Genomic DNA, 18,983 nt, shown 5'->3' with positions numbered 1-18,983 from the left:
ATGGACATCGATGTGAAGCTCCTGAAGGGCTTGGCACAAGAGAAGGAGATCCCGTTCGACCTGCTGGTCGAGGCGATCGAATCCGCCCTCCTCATCGCCTACCACCGCACCGAGGGAAGCCGCCGTCTCGCCCGCGTCGTCCTCAGCCGCGACAACGGTCATGTAACGGTGTGGGCCAAGGAGGACCCGTCGGAGCTGGAGGAGGGCCAGGAGCCGAAGGAGTTCGACGACACCCCGTCGGACTTCGGCCGTATCGCCGCCACCACGGCGCGGCAGGTCATCCAGCAGCGGCTGCGGGACGCCGAGAACGACGTCACGTTCGGTGAGTACGCGCGGCGTGAGGGCGATGTCGTCGCCGGCCAGGTCCAGCAGGGCAAGGACCCACGCAACGTCCTGGTGCGCCTGGACGACAAGCTGGAGGCCATCCTCCCTGTGCAGGAGCAGGTGCCGGGCGAGGAGTACACGCACGGTCTGCGGCTCCGTACGTTCGTGGTCCGCGTCGCCAAGGGCGTACGGGGCCCCTCGGTGACCCTGTCGCGTACCCACCCCAACCTCGTCAAGAAGCTCTTCGAGCTGGAGGTCCCGGAGATCGCGGACGGCTCCGTGGAGATCTGCGCGATCGCCCGAGAGGCGGGTCATCGCACGAAGATCGCCGTACGGTCCACCCGCTCCGGTCTCAACCCCAAGGGCGCCTGCATCGGCCCGATGGGGGCGCGGGTGCGCAACGTGATGGCGGAGCTGCACGGCGAGAAGATCGACATCGTGGACTGGTCGGACGATCCGGCCGAGATGGTCGCGAACGCCCTGTCGCCGGCCCGGGTCAGCAAGGTCGAGGTCGTCGACCTCGGCGCCCGCTCCGCGCGGGTGACGGTGCCGGACTACCAGCTGTCACTGGCGATCGGCAAGGAAGGGCAGAACGCCCGCCTCGCCGCCCGCCTCACCGGCTGGCGCATCGACATCCGGCCCGACACGGAGCAGACCGACGGGGCGGACGGGGCGGAGGACAACGGCGCCGCCGCGGGCGGCCGGCCGCCTCGCGGCGACCGGGGCTGACCCGGCGGCGGGACGAGGCCACAGGGGGCCACGGGACGGCGTACGGCGCCCCGCCACGGGGCGGGAGTCCGCGACTCCGCGACGTACGGGCTCCGGAGCCCGTACGGGTCCCGGGCCCGGCGACGTACGGTACGAGGCTCCGAGGGGCGCGAAGTGCGGGACACGGGGGCACAGGGCACAGTGACGATCGCCACGGAAACGATCATCATCGTGCCCGGCCGGCGCCTCTTCACCGCGCCGTCGCCGCACCGCGACCGCCCCGTCCCCGCGAGGCCGTCGCCCCGTCTCCGTGCGGCCCTCGCACCATCACCCGCCCCGTCACCGCCGGTGACCGCCCGCACCGTATCCAGCCATCGGCCGCCACCCGCCGCGCACCGGCAGTAGCGGTCGCCCCCAGTCGATCAACTCCGCCCGGCGCCCGCGACCTGCGGCGACGTATGCCGACGGACGGTGCGGAGATCAACCGAGTCTTTTTGGCCAGCAAGCGCTCGTCCGTCGCCCCAAAAGGGGGGAGGCCGGCGCGGGGAGGTAGACTTGAGCATGTCTGGCCGGACGCACGCTCGCGCCTGCCCTGAGCGAACCTGCGTGGGATGCCGGGAGCGAGCGCCCAAGAACGATCTGCTGCGCACCGTGGTGGTCGAGGGTGCTTGCCTCCCTGATCCACGCGGTACGCTGCCCGGCCGGGGCGCGTATGTACACCCCGTCTCGTTCTGTCTCGATCAGGCGGTCCGCCGCCGGGCGTTTCCCAGGGCCTTCAGGGTCAAGGGACCGCTCGACAGCGCGGAACTGCGCCGACATGTCGAGCAGGCGTAAATGCAAGAAGACGTACGGCACGGAACCCCGTGCGATTCAGGTACCTCGCGAGTTGGAAGTAGGTCGAGATTGCGATGAGCACTCGATGAGTACGCGATGAGTACGCCCATGAAGTAGCGACGGTCCGGCGGTAACCCGGACCTAAAAGGAGCGAAGTGGCTAAGGTCCGGGTATACGAACTCGCCAAGGAGTTCGGCGTGGAGAGCAAGGTCGTCATGGCCAAGCTCCAAGAACTCGGTGAATTCGTCCGTTCGGCGTCCTCGACGATCGAGGCGCCGGTTGTACGCAAATTGACTGATGCTTTGCAGGGCCCCGGCGGCAACGCCGCGAAGCCTGCGGCGAAGCCCGGGGCCCCTCGTAAGGCGAGCCCCGCCAAGCCCGCCGCGCCCTCCCCGGCGCAGGCGGCACGTCCGGCTGCTCCCAAGCCCGGCGCCCCGGCCCCCAAGCCGGCCGCCGCCGAGGCACCGCAGAGCAGCACCCCTCCCTCTCCGGCTCCGGCCGCGACGCCCGCCTCCGGCCCGCGTCCCGGTCCGAAGCCCCCGGCGTCGAAGCCCGCACCGGCTCCGGTGCCCGCGGCCGAGTTCTCGGCTCCGGCCCCGGCGGCGCCGCAGGCGCCCCAGGCCCCGCAGCCTCCGGCGGCCCCGCGTTCCGGTTCGGCCACCCCGGGGCCCCGCCCCACCGGTGGTCCTGCCGCCCGTCCGGCTCCGTCCGGCGGTCAGCGCGACGGCGGCCGTGACGGTGGCCGCGGTGGCGAGCGCCCCGCGCGTCCCGCGGGTCAGGGCGCCCGTCCGGGTGCTCGTCCGGCGGGTCCCCGTCCGGGCAACAACCCCTTCACCTCGGGTGGTTCCACCGGAATGGCGCGCCCGCAGGCGCCCCGTCCGGGTGGTGCCCCGCGTCCCGGCGGCGCCGGCGCTCCCGGTGGTCCGCGTCCGCAGGGCGCCGGTCAGGGCGGTCCCCGTCCGCAGGCCGGTGCCGGTGGCCAGGGCGGTCGCCCCAGCCCCGGCGGTATGCCGCGTCCGCAGTCCCCGCGTCCCGGCGGCGGCCCCGCCGGTAACCGCCCGAACCCGGGCATGATGCCGCAGCGTCCCGCCGCGGGCCCGCGTCCCGGCGGCGGCCCCGGCGGTGGCCGTGGTCCCGGTGGTGCCAACAGGCCCGCCGGTGGCGGCGGTGGCGGCGGTCGTCCCGGTGGCGGCGGCGGTTTCGCCGGTCGTCCCGGTGGCGGCGGCGGTGGCGGCGGTGGCTTCGCCGGTCGCCCCGGTGGCGGCGGCGGTGCCCCGGGTCGTCCCGGTGGTGGCGGTTTCGGTGGCGGCGGTGGCCGTCCCGGTTTCGGCGGACGTCCGGGTGGTCCCGGCGGCCGTGGTGGCACACAGGGCGCGTTCGGCCGCCCCGGCGGACCGGCCCGTCGTGGCCGTAAGTCGAAGCGGCAGAGGCGCCAGGAGTACGAGGCCATGCAGGCCCCGTCGGTAGGCGGCGTGATGCTGCCGCGTGGCCAGGGACAGGTTGTCCGGCTGTCGCGCGGTGCGTCTCTCACCGACTTCGCGGAGAAGATCAACGCCAACCCGGCGTCGCTCGTCGCCGTGATGATGAACCTCGGCGAGATGGTCACTGCCACGCAGTCCGTCTCCGACGACACCCTGCACGTGCTCGCCGGCGAGATGAACTACGTCGTCGAGATCGTCAGCCCGGAGGAGGAGGACCGCGAGCTTCTCGAGTCCTTCGACATCGAGTTCGGCGAGGACGAGGGTGGCGAGGAGTTCCTCGTCGCACGTCCGCCGGTCGTGACCGTCATGGGTCACGTCGACCACGGTAAGACCCGGCTCCTCGACGCCATTCGCAAGACGAATGTCGTCGCGGGCGAGGCCGGCGGTATCACGCAGCACATCGGCGCGTACCAGGTCGCCACCGAGGTCAACGACGAAGAGCGCAGGATCACCTTCATCGACACCCCGGGCCACGAGGCGTTCACCGCCATGCGTGCCCGTGGTGCCAAGTCCACCGACATCGCGATCCTCGTGGTGGCGGCGAACGACGGTGTGATGCCCCAGACGATCGAGGCGCTGAACCACGCCAAGGCGGCCGACGTGCCGATCGTGGTCGCGGTCAACAAGATCGACGTCGAGGGCGCGGACCCGACCAAGGTGCGCGGTCAGCTGACCGAGTACGGCCTCGTGGCCGAGGAGTACGGCGGCGACACCATGTTCGTCGACATCTCCGCCAAGCAGGGTCTGCACATCGACAGCCTGCTGGAGGCCGTGGTCCTCACGGCGGACGCCTCGCTCGACCTCCGGGCCAACCCGGAACAGGACGCGCAGGGTATCGCCATCGAGGCGCACCTCGACCGCGGTCGCGGCGCCGTCGCCACCGTGCTCGTCCAGCGCGGCACGCTGCGCGTCGGCGACACGATGGTCGCCGGTGACGCGTACGGCCGTGTCCGGGCGATGCTCGACGACAACGGCAACAACGTCGAGGAAGCGGGTCCCGCGACCCCCGTCCTGGTCCTGGGACTCACCAACGTCCCCGGTGCCGGCGACAACTTCCTCGTCGTCGACGAGGACCGCACCGCGCGGCAGATCGCCGAGAAGCGTGCCGCTCGTGAGCGGAACGCGGCGTTCGCCCGCAAGGGCGTCCGGTTCTCCCTGGAGAACCTGGACGAGGCCCTCAAGGCCGGCCTGGTGCAGGAACTCAACCTCATCATCAAGGGCGACGCGTCCGGTTCGGTGGAGGCTCTCGAGTCCTCGCTGCTCCAGCTCGACGTCGGTGAAGAGGTCGACATCCGGGTCCTGCACCGCGGCGTCGGTGCGGTCACGGAGTCCGACATCGACCTGGCGATGGGCTCCGACGCCATCGTCATCGGCTTCAACGTGCGCGCCGCCGGGCGTGCTTCGCAGATGGCCGACCGCGAGGGTGTCGACGTCCGCTACTACTCGGTGATCTACCAGGCCATCGAGGAGATCGAGGCGGCCCTCAAGGGCATGCTCAAGCCGGAGTACGAGGAGATCGAGCTCGGTACGGCGGAGATCCGCGAGGTCTTCCGCTCGTCCAAGCTCGGCAACATCGCGGGTGTTCTCATCCGGTCCGGCGAGGTCAAGCGCAACACCAAGGCCCGGCTCGTCCGCGACGGCAAGGTCATCGCGGAGGACCTCAACATCCAGGGTCTGCGCCGCTTCAAGGACGATGTCACCGAGATCCGCGAAGGCTTCGAGGGCGGTATCAACCTCGGAAACTTCAACGACATCAAGATCGACGACGTCATCGCGACGTACGAGATGCGCGAGAAGCCGCGCGGCTGACGTACACCGGTGGTACCCACCACCGCGTGACCGACGTGTCGCACGGTGCCGATGCCGCCCGGGTTCTGCTCGGGCGGCATCGGCGGTCCGGGGCCGGTCGACGGTGCTTAATCCGTCGATCGGCCCCGGCCGTTCCGTGTACGGTTTATGTGCCCCTGCCAAGCGCTGGCGGGCCCGACCCCGTACCGGCGGGACATCCGGATACACATGTATGTGGGGACACTGTCCTTCGACCTGCTCCTCGGCGACGTACGGTCGCTGAAGGAGAAACGCTCGATCGTCCGGCCGATCGTCGCCGAGCTCCAGAGGAAGTTCGGGGTGAGTGTGGCGGAGACCGGCGATCAGGATCTCCATCGCAGGGCCGAGATCGGTCTGGCGGTGGTGTCCGGGGACACGGGGCATCTGAGAGACGTTCTGGACCGGTGCGAGCGCATGGTCGCCGGCCGTCCGGAGGTGGAGCTGCTGTCCGTACGACGGCGGCTGCACGGAGACGACGACTGAGGCCTGCCGCCCGGCAGGCGGCGGTCGTCGCGGCAAGAGCAGCAGACAAGAAACCCAGAAGGAAGAGTGACGGACCGGTGACCGACAACGCGCGGGCCCGCAAGCTGGCCGATCGCATCCAGGTCGTGGTCGCGGAGACCCTGGACCGGCGTATCAAGGATCCGCGGCTGGGGTTCGTGACCATCACGGACGCCCGGGTCACCGGCGACCTGCGGGAGGCCACGGTCTTCTACACGGTCTACGGCGACGACGAGGAGCGTGCGGCGTCCGCCGCCGCCCTGGAGAGCGCCAAGGGCGTGCTGCGCTCCGAGGTGGGCCGTCAGACCGGCGTCCGGTTCACGCCGACGCTGGCGTTCGTGCCGGACGCGCTGCCGGACAACGCCCGCACCATCGAGGACCTTCTCGACAAGGCGCGCGCGAAGGACGCCGAGGTGCGTGAGGTGTCGACCGGTAAGACCTACGCGGGCGAGGCCGACCCTTACCGTAAGCCCGGAGACGAGGGCTACGAGGACGACGACGCCGAGGACGGGGCGGAGGCGGAGGGCGGGGCGGAGGCCGCGTCCGGCGCCGGTGAGGCCGGCCGCGGCGACGGCGACGACACGGACGGCGCCGCCGCTAAATGACACAGCAACTCCCCACGCCCGACGGGCTTGTCATCGTGGACAAGCCGTCGGGCTTCACTTCGCACGACGTCGTGGCCAAGATGCGCGGCATCGCCAAGACCCGTCGCGTCGGTCACGCCGGCACGCTCGACCCCATGGCGACGGGCGTTCTCGTCCTCGGCGTGGAACGGGCCACCAAGCTGCTGGGCCATCTCGCCCTGACCGAGAAGGAGTACCTCGGCACGATCAGGCTGGGGCAGGACACCGTCACCGACGACGCCGAGGGCGAGACCACCTCGTCCACCGACGCGTCCGGGGTCGCCCGCGAGGGCATCGACGCCGGGGTGGCCACGCTCACCGGCGCGATCATGCAGGTGCCGTCCAAGGTCAGCGCGATCAAGATCGACGGGAAACGGTCGTACGCCCGTGTACGGGGCGGCGAGGACTTCGAGATCCCGGCGCGGCCGGTGACCGTCTCGTCGTTCCAGGTGTACGACGTCCGCCAGGACGTCGCGGAGGACGGGACCCCCGTGGTCGACCTGGTCGTGTCGGTCGTCTGCTCCTCCGGCACGTACATCCGCGCCCTCGCGCGTGACCTCGGTGCCGGACTCGGGGTCGGGGGGCATCTGACGGCGCTGCGCAGGACGCGGGTCGGTCCGTACGGCCTCGACGAGGCCAGGACGCTGGACCAGCACCAGGAGCGGCTGACGGTGATGCCGGTGGCGGACGCCGCCGCTTCGGCGTTTCCGCGCTGGGACGTGGACGAGAAGCGGGCGAAGCTGCTGCTCAACGGGGTGCGGCTGGACATGCCCGCGCGGCGGGACGGGGCGAGGGCCGGGGTCGGCTCGGGCAGCGGCCCCGGGCCCGTGGCGGCGTTCGGGCCGGACGGGCGGTTCCTGGCGCTGGTGGAGGAACAGGGCGGCAAGGCGAAGAGCCTGGCGGTCTTCGGCTGAGGAGGGGACGGGCGGCCTTCGATCGGAGCCCGTGCACCGGATGCCGGTGGACGGTGCGGCGGTGGATCGGGTGTCGGTGGCGTCGGTGGATCGGACGTTCCGTTGACGTACGCCCCTTCGTGCGGTCTTCGGGGTTCAACCCATCGGGCGGGCGCTCGTAGTGAACGGAGGGTTCACTGGGGGCGCCTTCGCCTCGCGTCCTTCTCCGGCTGATCAACATCCGCCTACCGTCGGAGCCATGGGTAGCGGGGACCGGGCGATGCTGGTGCGGATCTGTGATCTGGCGGGCAGGCCCCGCGGGACCGGCTTTGTCGCCGATGACGTGGGGACGGTCGTGACCAGTCACGAGGCTGTCGACGGCCTCGTACGGCTGGTTCTGCACGCGCCGGGGGAGCGGACCTGGCTGGCCGACGGCGACGCGATCGTTCCGCTGCCGGAGGCCGGGCTGGCGCTTGTGCGCACCGAGGGTCTCGACGTACCACCGCTGCCGATCTCCCCCCGGAGTGACGTCGAGGCAGGGACATACGTACGGATCGCCGCCCACGGGTGGCGTCACGCGCGCGTGCTGGGAGCCGTCCCGGCCACCTACACGGCGACGGACCGCTTCCATCTCCTGGACACGGTGCTGGAGTTGGCGATCGGCACGGGTGGCAGCGACGCGCTGAGGCTGGGTGGCGAGGCCTCGCGCGGGCCGGTGCTGGACGCAGTGACGGGCGCCGTACTGGGTGTCATCGGTACGGCGCTGCACACGGAGCACCGCGCGGCCGGACTCGCCCTCCCGCTGAGGGCGGGTGCGGGAGTGGACCCCGGGGGAGCGCTCGCGGCGCTGTTACGCCTCAACGACGCCAGTGTCCGCTGCTACGGAGACGACCTGAATTTGGCGGGCGTTCTACGGCTCACGGCGACGGCCCGGGGCGGGACGGCGGACGGTGGCCCCGGGGCCGCTGATGCGTCGAGGCTCGTTGAACGGGCCGACACGTCGCGCGAGTTGAGTGTTTTCGCCGGCCTGTCGGCCGCCTCCACCGTGTCTTCCGACGCGCTCGTCCTGGGCCTGGTGGGCGACCCCGGCACCGGGCGTACGACCGAACTCGCCGCACTTGCCGACCGACGTGCCCACGGGGCGGCGCCCGCCCCCACCGTCCGGCTGCGGGGCGCCGATCTGCGCGCCGACGACACCTCGCTCGCCGACGCGCTGGAGCGCACGCTGCGCGCGGCGGGCCGCACCGTCGTCGCCTGCGATTCGCCTGACGACGTGGCCGCGCCAACCCCCGAACAGGTGGCGAGGGCCGCAGGGCGCGCGGGGCGACCGTTGCTCGTCCTGCTCGACGGGCCGGAGGAGATGCCGCCCCAGTTGGTCCACGCGCTGCCCGGCTGGACCGCGCGCACCGTCGACTGGCTCCACAGCTGGGGCGCCAAGATGGTCGTCGCCTGCCGGCCCGAGTTCTGGGAACGGGCGGGGGCACTCTGGCCGTCGGACGTACTGCACCGTTCGACCCGCGCCGCCCGTCGACTCCCGCCCGCCGTACCTATCGGCGACCTGCGGCCGGCGGAGGCTGAACGCGCCCGCGAGCGGTACGGGATCCCCGCCGGGGCCCTCGCCGAGATGGAGGCGGTTCATCCCCTGTCGCTCCGGTTGATGGGCGAGCTGCGGGAGGCGCTGTCCGGCGAAGTGGCGGGGCAGCCCGACCGCGTGGACATCTTCACCGCACACCTGGGCCTCACCTGTCTGCGGATCGCGGAGCGGCTCGCCGCCGCTACCGCGCCCGAACTTAAGTGCGCCGCCGTCGGCAGGCTGGCCGCGCGAGTGGCGGGGCAGGCGCACGAGGCGGCGCGGCACTGTCTCGGCCCCGGACGGGGCGAGTTGGACCGCGACTCGTTCGACGCGATCTTTCCGGCGAGCTCGGGCTGGGCTGCCGCAGTCCTCGCAGAGGGTCTGTTGGTCCCGGCCGGCCAGGGATACCGCTTCGCCCACGAGGAGCTGGGCGACTGGCTCCAGGGCACGCACTTGGATGTCGACACCGCCCTGGAGATCCTGGTCCACCAGGCCTGCCCGACGAACGGCCCGACCGTTCCCGCACAGCGCACCCCGGCATCGGTGGCGCGCCGCCACGGTGCGGGACTCCACGGACCACGCGGCCCCGTACCGCGCGCCCCGTCGGTCCCGACGCACCGCATCGGCCCCGTCTTGCACGCTCTCCTGCTTCTCGGACGTGGCTCCGGCCCTGTCGCGCTGTCCCTCCGGCTGGACGGCCTGATCGACGCCTTGGACCGCCTCGGCGACGGACCGGGTGGCGCGGCGCATTACTCCGCCGCCGGAGCCGCCGCCAGCACGGTCGGCTCCGGGGCCGCGCGGCTCGTCGACGCCCGCTGGTGGGGCGCGCACCTCCTCGGGGAGGTGCTGCTGCGGGTGCCGGACACGAAGCCGTACCTTCCGGTGCTGAGGCGCCTCGCCCCATGCATCACAAGATGCTCCGTGCGCGAGGGAGGGCCGCACCGTCTCGGTGGGCTCGCCGAGTTCGGACCCTGGTTCTGGACGCGGTTGCGCGTGGACGAGGCCGCGCGCATGGATCTGCTGAGACTGCTGCTGCCAGCCGACGGGGCGCCCAAGAGGCCGGTTACCCTCCCGAGGTACCTGGACGCCGCGGCCGGTCTGCTGGACGCCGACCCCAGGGCCGTACAGCCACTGCTGTCCCGCTGGTTCACCGACGAGCGCCCGCTGCCCACCGCGCCTGGAGCAGCCGTGCGCCCCACCGTCGCCACCGCGGCGCAGGCACTGCTGCACTCTCGGCGATCTCTCGCCGCGGACGACCTCACCGAGGCGCTGGTGGCCGCAGCCCACCCCCGCGCCGATGAACTGCTCACCGCCCTCGCCGAGGACGAGCCGCCGGCACTCTGCCGCGCCGTCGGGCGTTGGGCGCAGGACACGCGGCCCGAGCGCCGCACCGTCGCCGCCGTCCACGCACCGACGGCCGCCCGCCACGTCACCAGCGCCGGCGACCGCGAACTACTGCGCCGCGCCGCGCTGGCCCTGCTCACCGACCCCCGCACGCACGGTGCGGCGCTCGGTCTCCTCGTACGGGACCCGGAGACTCGCCCGCGCCACCTGGAACGGGCCGTCGCAGCCTTCGTACGGGGCGACGCGGGGATGCCGGCGGACGCGCTCGCCGAGGCGCTGGACACCCACCCCGAACCTGTTCTCGCCGCCTTCCGGACGCGGCTGCACAACCCCGCAGCCGATCCCACCGGTCCGCTGACGGCCCTCGCGGAACTCCGGATGCCCCAACTCACCCACCACGCCGCGGCGGTTGTGAGCGAGTACGTCGCACGGAGACCGGAGGGCGCCGCACACGTCGCCCGGTTCGTCGAGCGTCGACTGGAGTGCGGACCGGCCGCCAGGGCGGCGCTCCTGCCCCTTGTGACGGGCCTGATCCTGCACCGCCCCGTCGAGGTGCGTACGGAGCTGGCGCGGGTGCTCGCGACGCCCGGCAACCCCCCCTCGGGCCCGCTGCGGGCCGAACTCCTCGACGTACTCCTCGCCCATGAGCGCCGCCACGGGGCGGGGGCGGAGCCGCCGGTACTGCACGCCCTGCTGAGGGATGCCGCGCTCGGGTCCGACAAGCGCGCCGAGGACGTCACCCGCGGTCTCGTGCTCCGTACCGGCCTACTGTCTGTCCGCACCCCCGACGGGGCCACGCGTCTCGATCGGTGCCTGGTCGGTCTCGCACGTGAGAGGCCCGGATTCGCCTCCCTCCTCGCGGCGTGGCTGGCCGAGGACCCGCAGCAGTGGGCGGCGGTGATCGGGCCGAGGGCCCGTGAGTACGTCATGTCGCTCGGTACCACGATGCCGATGCGGGTCAAAAGCCACGGGCATGGCAGTCTTAGACCTGCGTAAGAGAGATTCACGTACACGGGTTCGGGCGAGGAGAGCGGTCACAGTGCAGCGCTGGCGCGGCTTGGAGGACATCCCCCAGGACTGGGGACGCAGCGTCGTCACCATCGGCTCCTACGACGGCGTGCACCGCGGACACCAGCTGATCATCGGGCGCACCGTCGAGCGGGCGCGTGAGCTGGGAGTGCCTTCGGTGGTCGTGACGTTCGACCCGCACCCGAGCGAGGTCGTCAGGCCCGGCACCCATCCGCCGCTGCTCGCGCCGCACCACCGGCGCGGCGAGCTGATGGCGGAGCTGGGTGTGGACGCGGTGCTCGTGCTGCCGTTCACCGCCGAATTCTCGAAGCTGACGCCCGCGGACTTCATCGTGAAGGTGCTGGTCGACAAGTTGCACGCGAGCGCTGTCATCGAAGGGCCGAACTTCCGCTTCGGCCACCGTGCCGCCGGCAACGTCGCCTTCCTGGCCGAGCTGGGCCCGACGTACGACTACGAGGTCGAGGTCATCGACCTGTACGTGAGCGGTGCGGCGGGTGGCGGCGAGCCCTTCTCCTCGACCCTGACCCGGCGGCTGGTCGCCGAGGGCGATGTCGCCGGAGCGGCCGAGATCCTGGGCAGGCCGCACCGGGTCGAGGGCGTGGTGGTGCGCGGTGCGCAGCGTGGGCGCGACCTCGGCTACCCGACGGCCAACGTGGAGACGCTGCCGCACACCGCCATCCCGGCGGACGGCGTGTACGCGGGCTGGCTGACCGCCGACGGCGAGCGGATGCCGGCGGCGATCTCGGTCGGTACGAACCCGCAGTTCAACGGCACCGAGCGGACGGTTGAGGCGTATGCCATCGACCGTGTGGGGCTTGAGCTGTACGGGCTCCACGTCGCGGTGGACTTCCTGTCCTACGTACGACCCCAGCGGACGTTCGACTCCATCGAGTCACTCCTCGATGCCATCGCCGACGACGTGAAGCGGTCGCGCGACCTCGTCGCCGCGTACGACGCGCGCTGACGAGATCTGCCGCGGCCTCTCCGAGCGGCCCCCAACTCGGGCACCGTGTTCCCGAGTTGGTGAGCCGCAGCGGATGCTCAGACCACCTTCTCGCTCTCCGGAGCGGCTGTCGCGGCACTGGCCCAGTGACATGCGACCTGGGTGGTGTCGCCGCCCGTCAGTATCGGCAGCGCCTCCGTGCGGCACTTGGTGGCGACACCGGAGCGCTCAGCTTCGCCGGAGGCGAGGATCTGGCACCGGGCGTGGAAACGGCACCCGCCAGGGATACGCGACGGGTCCGGCGGCTCGCCCGCCAGGACGACCGGTTGGGCACCCGACTCGGGCAGTACCGACAACAGCGCCTGCGTGTATGGATGCTGAGGGGACGTCAGTACCTGCTCGACCGGCCCCGTCTCCACGATCCGGCCCAGGTACATCACCGCCACCCGGTCGGCGATGTTCCAGGCGAGCCCGAGGTCGTGCGTCACGACCAGGGCGGAGAGCCCCAGCTCGTCGCGGAGCGACAGCAGCAACGCCAGGATCTCGCCCCGTACGGAGGCGTCGAGCGACGCCACGGGTTCGTCGGCGACGATCAGCTCTGGCTTCAGTACGAGCGCGCCGGCGATGACTACTCGTTGGCGCTGGCCACCCGACAGCTCGTGCGGGTAGCGCAGGAAGAACCGCTCCGGTGGCCGGAGCCCGGCACGGGACAGTGCCTCGGCGACGGCCTCGCGCTCGTTGCCCCGGTACCGGTGGATGCGCAGGCCCTCGGCCACCGCGTCGTACACGGTGTGCCGCGGGTTCAGCGAGCCGCTGGGATCCTGGAGCACCAGTTGGACACGCTTGCGGTACGCCTTGAGCGCGGCGGACTGGTAGCCGAGAGGTACGCCGCCGAAGGTGATGGAACCCGTCGTCGGCGGCACCAGGCCGAGCAGCGTCCGGGCGAGCGTGGTCTTGCCGCAGCCCGATTCGCCGACCAGGGCGACGATCTCGCCGCCGCCGATGTCGAGATCGACACCGTCGACGGCGTGCGCGGCCGGAGCGCCGCGCCGCCCCGGGAACGTGACGTGCAGCCCCGTGGCCGAGAGCAGAGGCATGGGCGTGGTGGTCATGACTGGCTCCTGAGGGGTGGCCGTCCTGCGGCAGTACGAGCGAGACGGTGCGGGCACGGTGCGCCGACGCCCCGTACGGTGCGGCCGACCTGGACGCGGACGCGCGTGGCTCCGGCGGGGCGTCGGCCCACGGCTACGTCCCGGGCCGGGCCGCGGGCCCGCGCGGGCGCCACGTAACCGCCCACGGTGTCGTACCGCCGCACCGTACGGGGGAGCGGCCCGGCCGCGGCGTCGGGCGGCGCGGAGGTCATGGGCGTGGCTCCGTGGGCGTCACCGACATCTGTGCCGGTACGGCGGCGCCGACGTGCACGCACGCCGCGTGACGACCCGGCCCCGCCTCCCGCAGTGACTGGTCCTCCCGGGCGCACTCGTCCAGCGCGACGGGGCAGCGCGGGTGGAACGTACAGCCCGACGGCAGCGCCGAAGGATCCGGCGGGTCACCCGGCAGGCCGCGCGGCGCGCGCCGCGACGCGGGGTCCCCGATCCGGGGGAACGCCGCGGACAGCGCGCGACTGTACGGGTGCTCGGCGGCGTCGTACACCGACTTCGCCGGCCCTTCCTCGACGATCCGCCCCGCGTACATCACGGCGAGCCGGTCGCAGGTGTCGGAGAGCACCGCCAGGTCGTGACTGATCATCAGCAGACTGATGTCCTGGTCGGCGACCAACTGCTCGATGAGTCGCAGGATTTGGGCCTGGATCATCACGTCGAGCGCGGTCGTCGGCTCGTCCGCGACGATGAGCCGGGGGTCGCAGGCCAGCGCCATCGCGATCATTACGCGCTGCCGCTGCCCGCCGGACAGCTCGTGCGGATACGCGTCGGCGCGGGAGGCCGGCAGACCGACCTGTTCCAGCAGTTCCACGGTGCGCCTGCGGGCGGCGGCGGGCGTCGCGCCGCGGTGCAGCAGCACCGGTTCGGCGATCTGGTCACCGATCCGGTGCACGGCGTTGAGCGAATGCATGGCGCCCTGGAAGACGATCGAGGCCCCGGCCCACCGCACCGCGCGCAGCCTGCCCCACTTCATCGTGAGTACGTCCTCGCCGTCCAGCAGCACTTGCCCCGTCAGCTTCGCGGTCGCGGGCAGCAGCCGGAGCAGAGCCAGCGCCAGGGTGGACTTGCCGCAGCCGGACTCGCCCGCGATGCCGAGCTTGCGGCCCGATTCGAGGACGAGGTCGACGCCCCGTACGGCGGGGACGGCGGAGGGCCCCGTACCGTACGTGACCCGCAGATCCTTGATCTCCAGCAGGCTCGACGCCGCCTTCGGCGTGCCCGCGTTCGGAAGACCCGCCTTCGACGTCCCAGCCTCCGGATGAGTCTCAGCGTCCGACGTCTCCGCGTTCGGTGTTTCGGTCAACGTGACACCCCAAGCTTCGGGTTGAGCACGGCCTCGATCGCACGGCCGCAGAGCGTGAAGGCGAGCGCGACGACCGCGATCGCGATACCGGGCGGCGCCAGATACCACCAGTGTCCCGACGAGACGGCGCCCGCCTCCCGGGCGTCCTGGAGCATGCCGCCCCAGGAGACCACCGACGGATCGCCGAGCCCGAGGAACGCGAGCGTGGCCTCCGTCAGGATCGCCGTGGAGATTCCGAGCGTGGTCTGGGCGAGGACCAGCGGCATCACGTTGGGCAGCACGTGGCGCGTCATGACGTGGCCGTGCCCGCCGCCCAGGGCGCGCGCCCGTTCGATGTACGGGCGCGACTCGATCGCGATGGTCTGCGCCCGCACCAGCCGCGCCGTTGTAGGCCAAGAGGTCACCCCGATCGCCAGGATGACCGTCCAGATGCTGCGCGACATCACCGTCGCCAGCACGATCGCCAGCACGAGCGCGGGCATCACCAGGAACCAGTCGGTGATCCGCATGACCACCGTGGCGAACCAGCCGCCGAAGTGCCCGGCGACGATGCCGACAAGAGTGCCGATCGCCACCGACAGCGCCGCGGCGAGCAGCCCGACGACCAGGGAGATACGGGCGCCCCAGATCAGCAGGCCGAGGAGCGACCGGCCGAACTGGTCAGTACCCAGCGGGAATTCACCGCTCGGGCTCTCCAGCGCCGTTCCCGGCGCGTCGGTGACGCTCTGCACGTCGCCGCCGATGAACAGCGGCGACGTGAGCGCGATCAGAGCGATGACCGCGAGGCCAGCGAGACCGATGAGGCCGGCCCGGTGCGTACGGTACTGGCGCCAGAAGCGCGACACGGAGGCACGGCGCCGCGCCCACATCAGCGACGAGGCGGACGGGGCCGCTGCCTTCGCCGTGGCCGCGGGCGCCCCCGTCGTCTGCGGCGGCGCGGTCCCGTCCGTCGGCGTTCCGGGCATCTCCGTCAGGGAGCCCGAAGCCTCCGAAGCCTCCGAGGAGTCCCCGGATTCCGACGGATTCGGCGGCGTCTTGTCGATGGTCATCGGCCCACCCGGGGATCGAGCAGCGGATAGAGCAGGTCGGCCAGCAGGTTCATCAGGATCATGGCTCCCGCGAAGACCACGAACAGCCCCTGGACGACGGGCAGATCAGGCACACTCAGCGCCTGGTAGAAGAGCCCGCCGAGGCCCGGCCATGAGAAAACGGTCTCGACGAGGATCGAACCGGCGGCTACGTGGCCCAAGTTGATGAAAACCATGGTGACCGTCGGCAGCATCGCGTTCGGCACGGCGTGCTTGCGCCGTACGAGATCGTCCCGCAGCCCCTTCGCCCGCGCCGTCGTCAGATAGTCGCTGCCCATCTCGTCCAGCAGCGACGACCGCATCACCAGCAGCGTCTGCGCGTAACCGACCGCCACCAGCGTCACCACCGGCAGCACCATGTGGTGCGCCACGTCGAGCACATGTGCGAAGCCGGTCTCGTTGCCCGACTCCATCCCGCCGCTGGGGAACATCCCGGGAATCGGCCCGATGCCCACCGAGAACACGATGATCAGCAGCAGCCCCAGCCAGAACGACGGCACGGACCACAGCGTCAGCGCGACACCGGTGTTGATCCGGTCGCCGAGGCCGCCGTGGCGCCACGCGGAGCGCGTGCCGAGCCACAGCCCGAGCGTCGAGTAGATCAGCACCGCGACGCCCGTCAGCAGCAGCGTCGCGGGTACCTTCTCGGCGATCAGCTCGCCGACGGGGGCGTGGAACTGGTACGACGTCCCCAGATCCCCCGTCAGCGCCTTCGCGCAGTACTCCGTGAACTGCTGCCACATCGGCAGATCGAGCCCGAACTGCTTGCGCAGCGTGGCCATCTGCTCCACCGACGTCGGCTTGCCGTGGGTCATGGCCTTGACCGGGTCGCCGGGGATGATCCGGAACAGGAAGAAGCTGGTGACGAGGATGGCGAACAGCGAGACGGCCGCGCCGCCCAGCTTGCCCGCCACGTACAGCAGATAGCCGGTCCTGTGGCCCGTGGTGCGGGTGCGGGGGCCGTCGGACGGCCCGGTCTTCACCGGGTCGTCGACGGCGTCCCGTACCACGCCGGGGGTGCTTGCTGTGCTCATACGGTGTCTTTCCGGGGAAGCCTCCCGGACCCCCTGCTCGCGGTCGTGTACGTGGTCGTGCGCGCGTTCCTGGTCACGTACCCGGTCATGCCGGTCCCGTGCCCGGCCGAGGACCGGGCCTCGGCCGGGGCCCCGGCCCGGACGGGCGCCGAGACGCCGGCCCGGACCGAGGCCCGGAAACGCGCAGTCCTACTCACGGTCCTCGGCGGTGGAGCGGCGCCGGATCGCGAAGAAGATCCCGAGTGCCACCACGACCACCGCGGCCGCGCCGATCCCGATGATCGTGCCCGTCGACGAGCCGCTGTCCGAGCTCGCCTCGCCGGTCCCGTCCGCCGGTACGGCGGACCACCAGCTCCAGTAACCGTCCTGGCCCCAGAGGTTGCCCGCGGCCTCAGGCATGGTCGTGATGGACTTGATCTGGTCCGTACGGTACGCCTCGACGGCGTTCGGATAGGCCATGACATTCATGTATCCGGTGTCGTACAGCCGCGACTGCATCTGCTTCACGAGGTCGGTGCGCTTGGCCGTGTCGTACTCGACCGCCTGCTTGGCGTACAGGTCGTCGAACTTCTTGTCGCAGATGAAGTTGTCCGTTGCGCCGGTGTCCTCGGCCGTGGCGGGCAGGGCGGCGCAGGTGTGGATCGACAGGACGAAGTCCGGGTCCGGGTTCACCGACCAGCCGTCGAAGGCGAGGTCGTAGTTGCCCGCGAGCCACGGGTCGGACACGTTGTCCAGGCACTCGACCTTGAGGCCGATCCCGAGCTCGCCCCACCACTCCTGGAGGTACTTGCCGACCGCCTTGTCGTTGGGGTCGGTGGCGTGGCAGAGGATACGGAAGTTCAGCGGCTTGCCGTCCTTGCCGACACGCTTGCCGCCGCTGTTCTTCTTGTAGCCGGCCTTGTCGAGGAGTGTCGCCGCCTTCGCCGGGTCGTAGTCGATCGTCTGGCTGCCCGAGGGCTCCCAGAAGTACGAGTCGAAGCGCGGCGGGATGTAGCCCTGACCCTCGACCGCGTTGCCCTGGAAGACCTTCTCGACGATCGTTTTGCGGTCGACGGCGTGGAACAGGGCCTTGCGGACGTTCTGGTCGAGCAGCGCCTTGTGGCCGTTGCCGAAGCTCTTGCCGTCCTTGGCCTTCGCGCCCGGGTTGGTGGCGAGGGCGAAGAAGCGACGTCCGGGGGCGTTGTTGACCTTGATGTTGTCGGCGTTGCCCAGCGCGGCGGCCTGCGCCGGCGTGAGACCGGAGACGAACGAGACCTCGCCCTTCTGTAGGGCGGCGACCGCGGCGTCCTTGTCCTTGTAGTACCTGAAGACCAGCTCGTCGAACTTCGGTGCGCCGCGCCAGAAGTCCTTGTTGGGCTTCAGCCGGATGTACTGGTCGACCTTGAAGTCCTCAATGACGTAGGGGCCGTTGCCCACGATCGGGAACTTCTTGTCGTTGTTGAACTTGGAGAAGTCGTCGACCTTCTCCCAGACGTGCTTGGGCACGATCGGCACGTCGAGCGCCGTCATGGTGGCCTGAGGCTTCTTGAGCTCGATGACGAGCTTCGTGGCGTCGGGCGCGGTGACCTTCTTGAAGTTCGACGTGAAGTTGCCGTTCGCCGTTGCGGCGTTCGGGTCCGTCATCATCTTGTTGAAGGTCCACGCCGCGTCCTCCGCGGTGGCCGGCTTGCCGTCGGACCACTTGGAGTCGGAGCGGATGGTGAAGGTCCACGTCAACTTGTCCGCCGACGAGGCCCACTTGGTGGCGAAGCCCGGGATGGTGTGGGCGTCCTTGGGGTCGTAGTTGGTCAGGAACTCGTTCGTCAGCCGGAAGATGCTCGTCGCCACGAGCGTCTGTGCCAGGAACGGGCTCAGCGAGTCGATGCTCTGGTCCACGGCGACCGTGAGGACCTTCTTGCCGTCCGCCGCCGCCGGGGCGGCCTGGGGCGCGGTCCGGGGCGCGGTCAGCGGCGCCGCCTGGGCCTGCGGCGCGGCGGGCAGCAGCGGACCGAGCGGGATCACGGAACCGGCCACCATCGCAGTGGCAACCGCACCGGAGGCCAGGAAGTGACGGAATCGGGAGCGTTGCCGGGTGGGCTGCCGCGTCGTACGCGGTGGAATCCTTGTGACCATGGGTCGTGACCTCGCGTCATCACTCGCAGAGAGAAACAGAGAAACAGGGAAACGGACGAACAGGGAATCAGACAAACAGAGCACGGAGCACAGAGCGAAGCAGGAAACGGGGCGGAAGAGTGGAAGAACGCGGAAGAGGGCCGGTTGAGCGGATGGTCGGGAGCGCCTCCGGGTCGAGTGGTCACTCGAAGCGATGGCTTGAA

The 18,983-nt window shown here is 71.2% G+C and carries 13 protein-coding genes; 8 read left to right on the top strand and 5 right to left on the bottom strand.

Annotated features, from left to right (window positions below; all coding sequences use genetic code 11):
- From nusA to IEY79_RS00155, 8 genes are all read left to right on the top strand, one after another.
- The gene (nusA, locus tag IEY79_RS00190) at window positions 1–1,053 is read left to right on the top strand and encodes a transcription termination factor NusA (protein WP_189105164.1); all 1,053 of its coding nucleotides are present in this window, start codon (window positions 1–3) and stop codon (window positions 1,051–1,053) included.
- Window positions 1,054–1,593: 540 nt separating this feature from the next.
- Window positions 1,594–1,866, top strand: coding sequence for a YlxR family protein (locus tag IEY79_RS00185; RefSeq protein ID WP_189105588.1), 273 nt, complete (start codon window positions 1,594–1,596; stop codon window positions 1,864–1,866).
- Between the two features lie 155 nt (window positions 1,867–2,021).
- The gene (gene infB / locus IEY79_RS00180; protein WP_189105163.1) at window positions 2,022–5,156 is read left to right on the top strand and encodes a translation initiation factor IF-2; all 3,135 of its coding nucleotides are present in this window, start codon (window positions 2,022–2,024) and stop codon (window positions 5,154–5,156) included.
- 207 nt (window positions 5,157–5,363) lie between these two features.
- Window positions 5,364–5,657 (top strand): DUF503 domain-containing protein, encoded by a 294-nt coding sequence (locus IEY79_RS00175; RefSeq protein ID WP_189105162.1) that lies wholly within the window; start codon window positions 5,364–5,366, stop codon window positions 5,655–5,657.
- Window positions 5,658–5,734: 77 nt separating this feature from the next.
- Window positions 5,735–6,280, top strand: coding sequence for a 30S ribosome-binding factor RbfA (gene rbfA / locus IEY79_RS00170; protein ID WP_229700539.1), 546 nt, complete (start codon window positions 5,735–5,737; stop codon window positions 6,278–6,280).
- The gene (gene truB / locus IEY79_RS00165; RefSeq protein WP_189105161.1) at window positions 6,277–7,212 is read left to right on the top strand and encodes a tRNA pseudouridine(55) synthase TruB; all 936 of its coding nucleotides are present in this window, start codon (window positions 6,277–6,279) and stop codon (window positions 7,210–7,212) included. The genes rbfA and truB overlap by 4 nt, the downstream gene beginning before the upstream one ends.
- Window positions 7,213–7,450: 238 nt before the next feature.
- A complete protein-coding gene (locus IEY79_RS00160) occupies window positions 7,451–11,104 on the top strand; it encodes a S1 family peptidase (RefSeq protein ID WP_189105160.1) in 3,654 nt (1,217 codons plus the stop codon).
- Between the two features lie 43 nt (window positions 11,105–11,147).
- Entirely contained in the window at window positions 11,148–12,101 is a 954-nt protein-coding gene (locus IEY79_RS00155; RefSeq protein ID WP_189105159.1) for a bifunctional riboflavin kinase/FAD synthetase, read from the top strand.
- Between the two features lie 77 nt (window positions 12,102–12,178).
- Here IEY79_RS00155 and IEY79_RS00150 read toward each other — a convergent pair whose 3' ends face one another.
- From IEY79_RS00150 to IEY79_RS00130, 5 genes are all read right to left on the bottom strand, one after another.
- Window positions 12,179–13,192, bottom strand: coding sequence for an oligopeptide/dipeptide ABC transporter ATP-binding protein (locus IEY79_RS00150; RefSeq protein WP_189105158.1), 1,014 nt, complete (start codon window positions 13,190–13,192; stop codon window positions 12,179–12,181).
- Between the two features lie 247 nt (window positions 13,193–13,439).
- Entirely contained in the window at window positions 13,440–14,438 is a 999-nt protein-coding gene (locus IEY79_RS00145; protein WP_229700567.1) for an ABC transporter ATP-binding protein, read from the bottom strand.
- A gap of 104 nt (window positions 14,439–14,542) precedes the next feature.
- Window positions 14,543–15,511 (bottom strand): ABC transporter permease, encoded by a 969-nt coding sequence (locus IEY79_RS00140; protein ID WP_189105587.1) that lies wholly within the window; start codon window positions 15,509–15,511, stop codon window positions 14,543–14,545.
- Between the two features lie 80 nt (window positions 15,512–15,591).
- Window positions 15,592–16,668 carry an ABC transporter permease gene (locus tag IEY79_RS00135; protein ID WP_189105157.1) on the bottom strand — a complete coding sequence of 359 codons (1,077 nt, stop codon included), beginning with the start codon at window positions 16,666–16,668 and terminating at the stop codon, window positions 15,592–15,594.
- Between the two features lie 189 nt (window positions 16,669–16,857).
- On the bottom strand, window positions 16,858–18,780 hold the full coding sequence (locus tag IEY79_RS00130; RefSeq protein WP_189105156.1) for an ABC transporter substrate-binding protein: 1,923 nt from the start codon (window positions 18,778–18,780) through the stop codon (window positions 16,858–16,860).
- Between the last annotated feature and the right edge of the window lie 203 nt (window positions 18,781–18,983).

It is taken from the genome of Streptomyces camponoticapitis (assembly GCF_014646115.1).
In the GTDB taxonomy this organism is placed as follows: domain Bacteria; phylum Actinomycetota; class Actinomycetes; order Streptomycetales; family Streptomycetaceae; genus Streptomyces; species Streptomyces camponoticapitis.
This window is presented reverse-complemented; position numbering and strand designations above follow the sequence as displayed.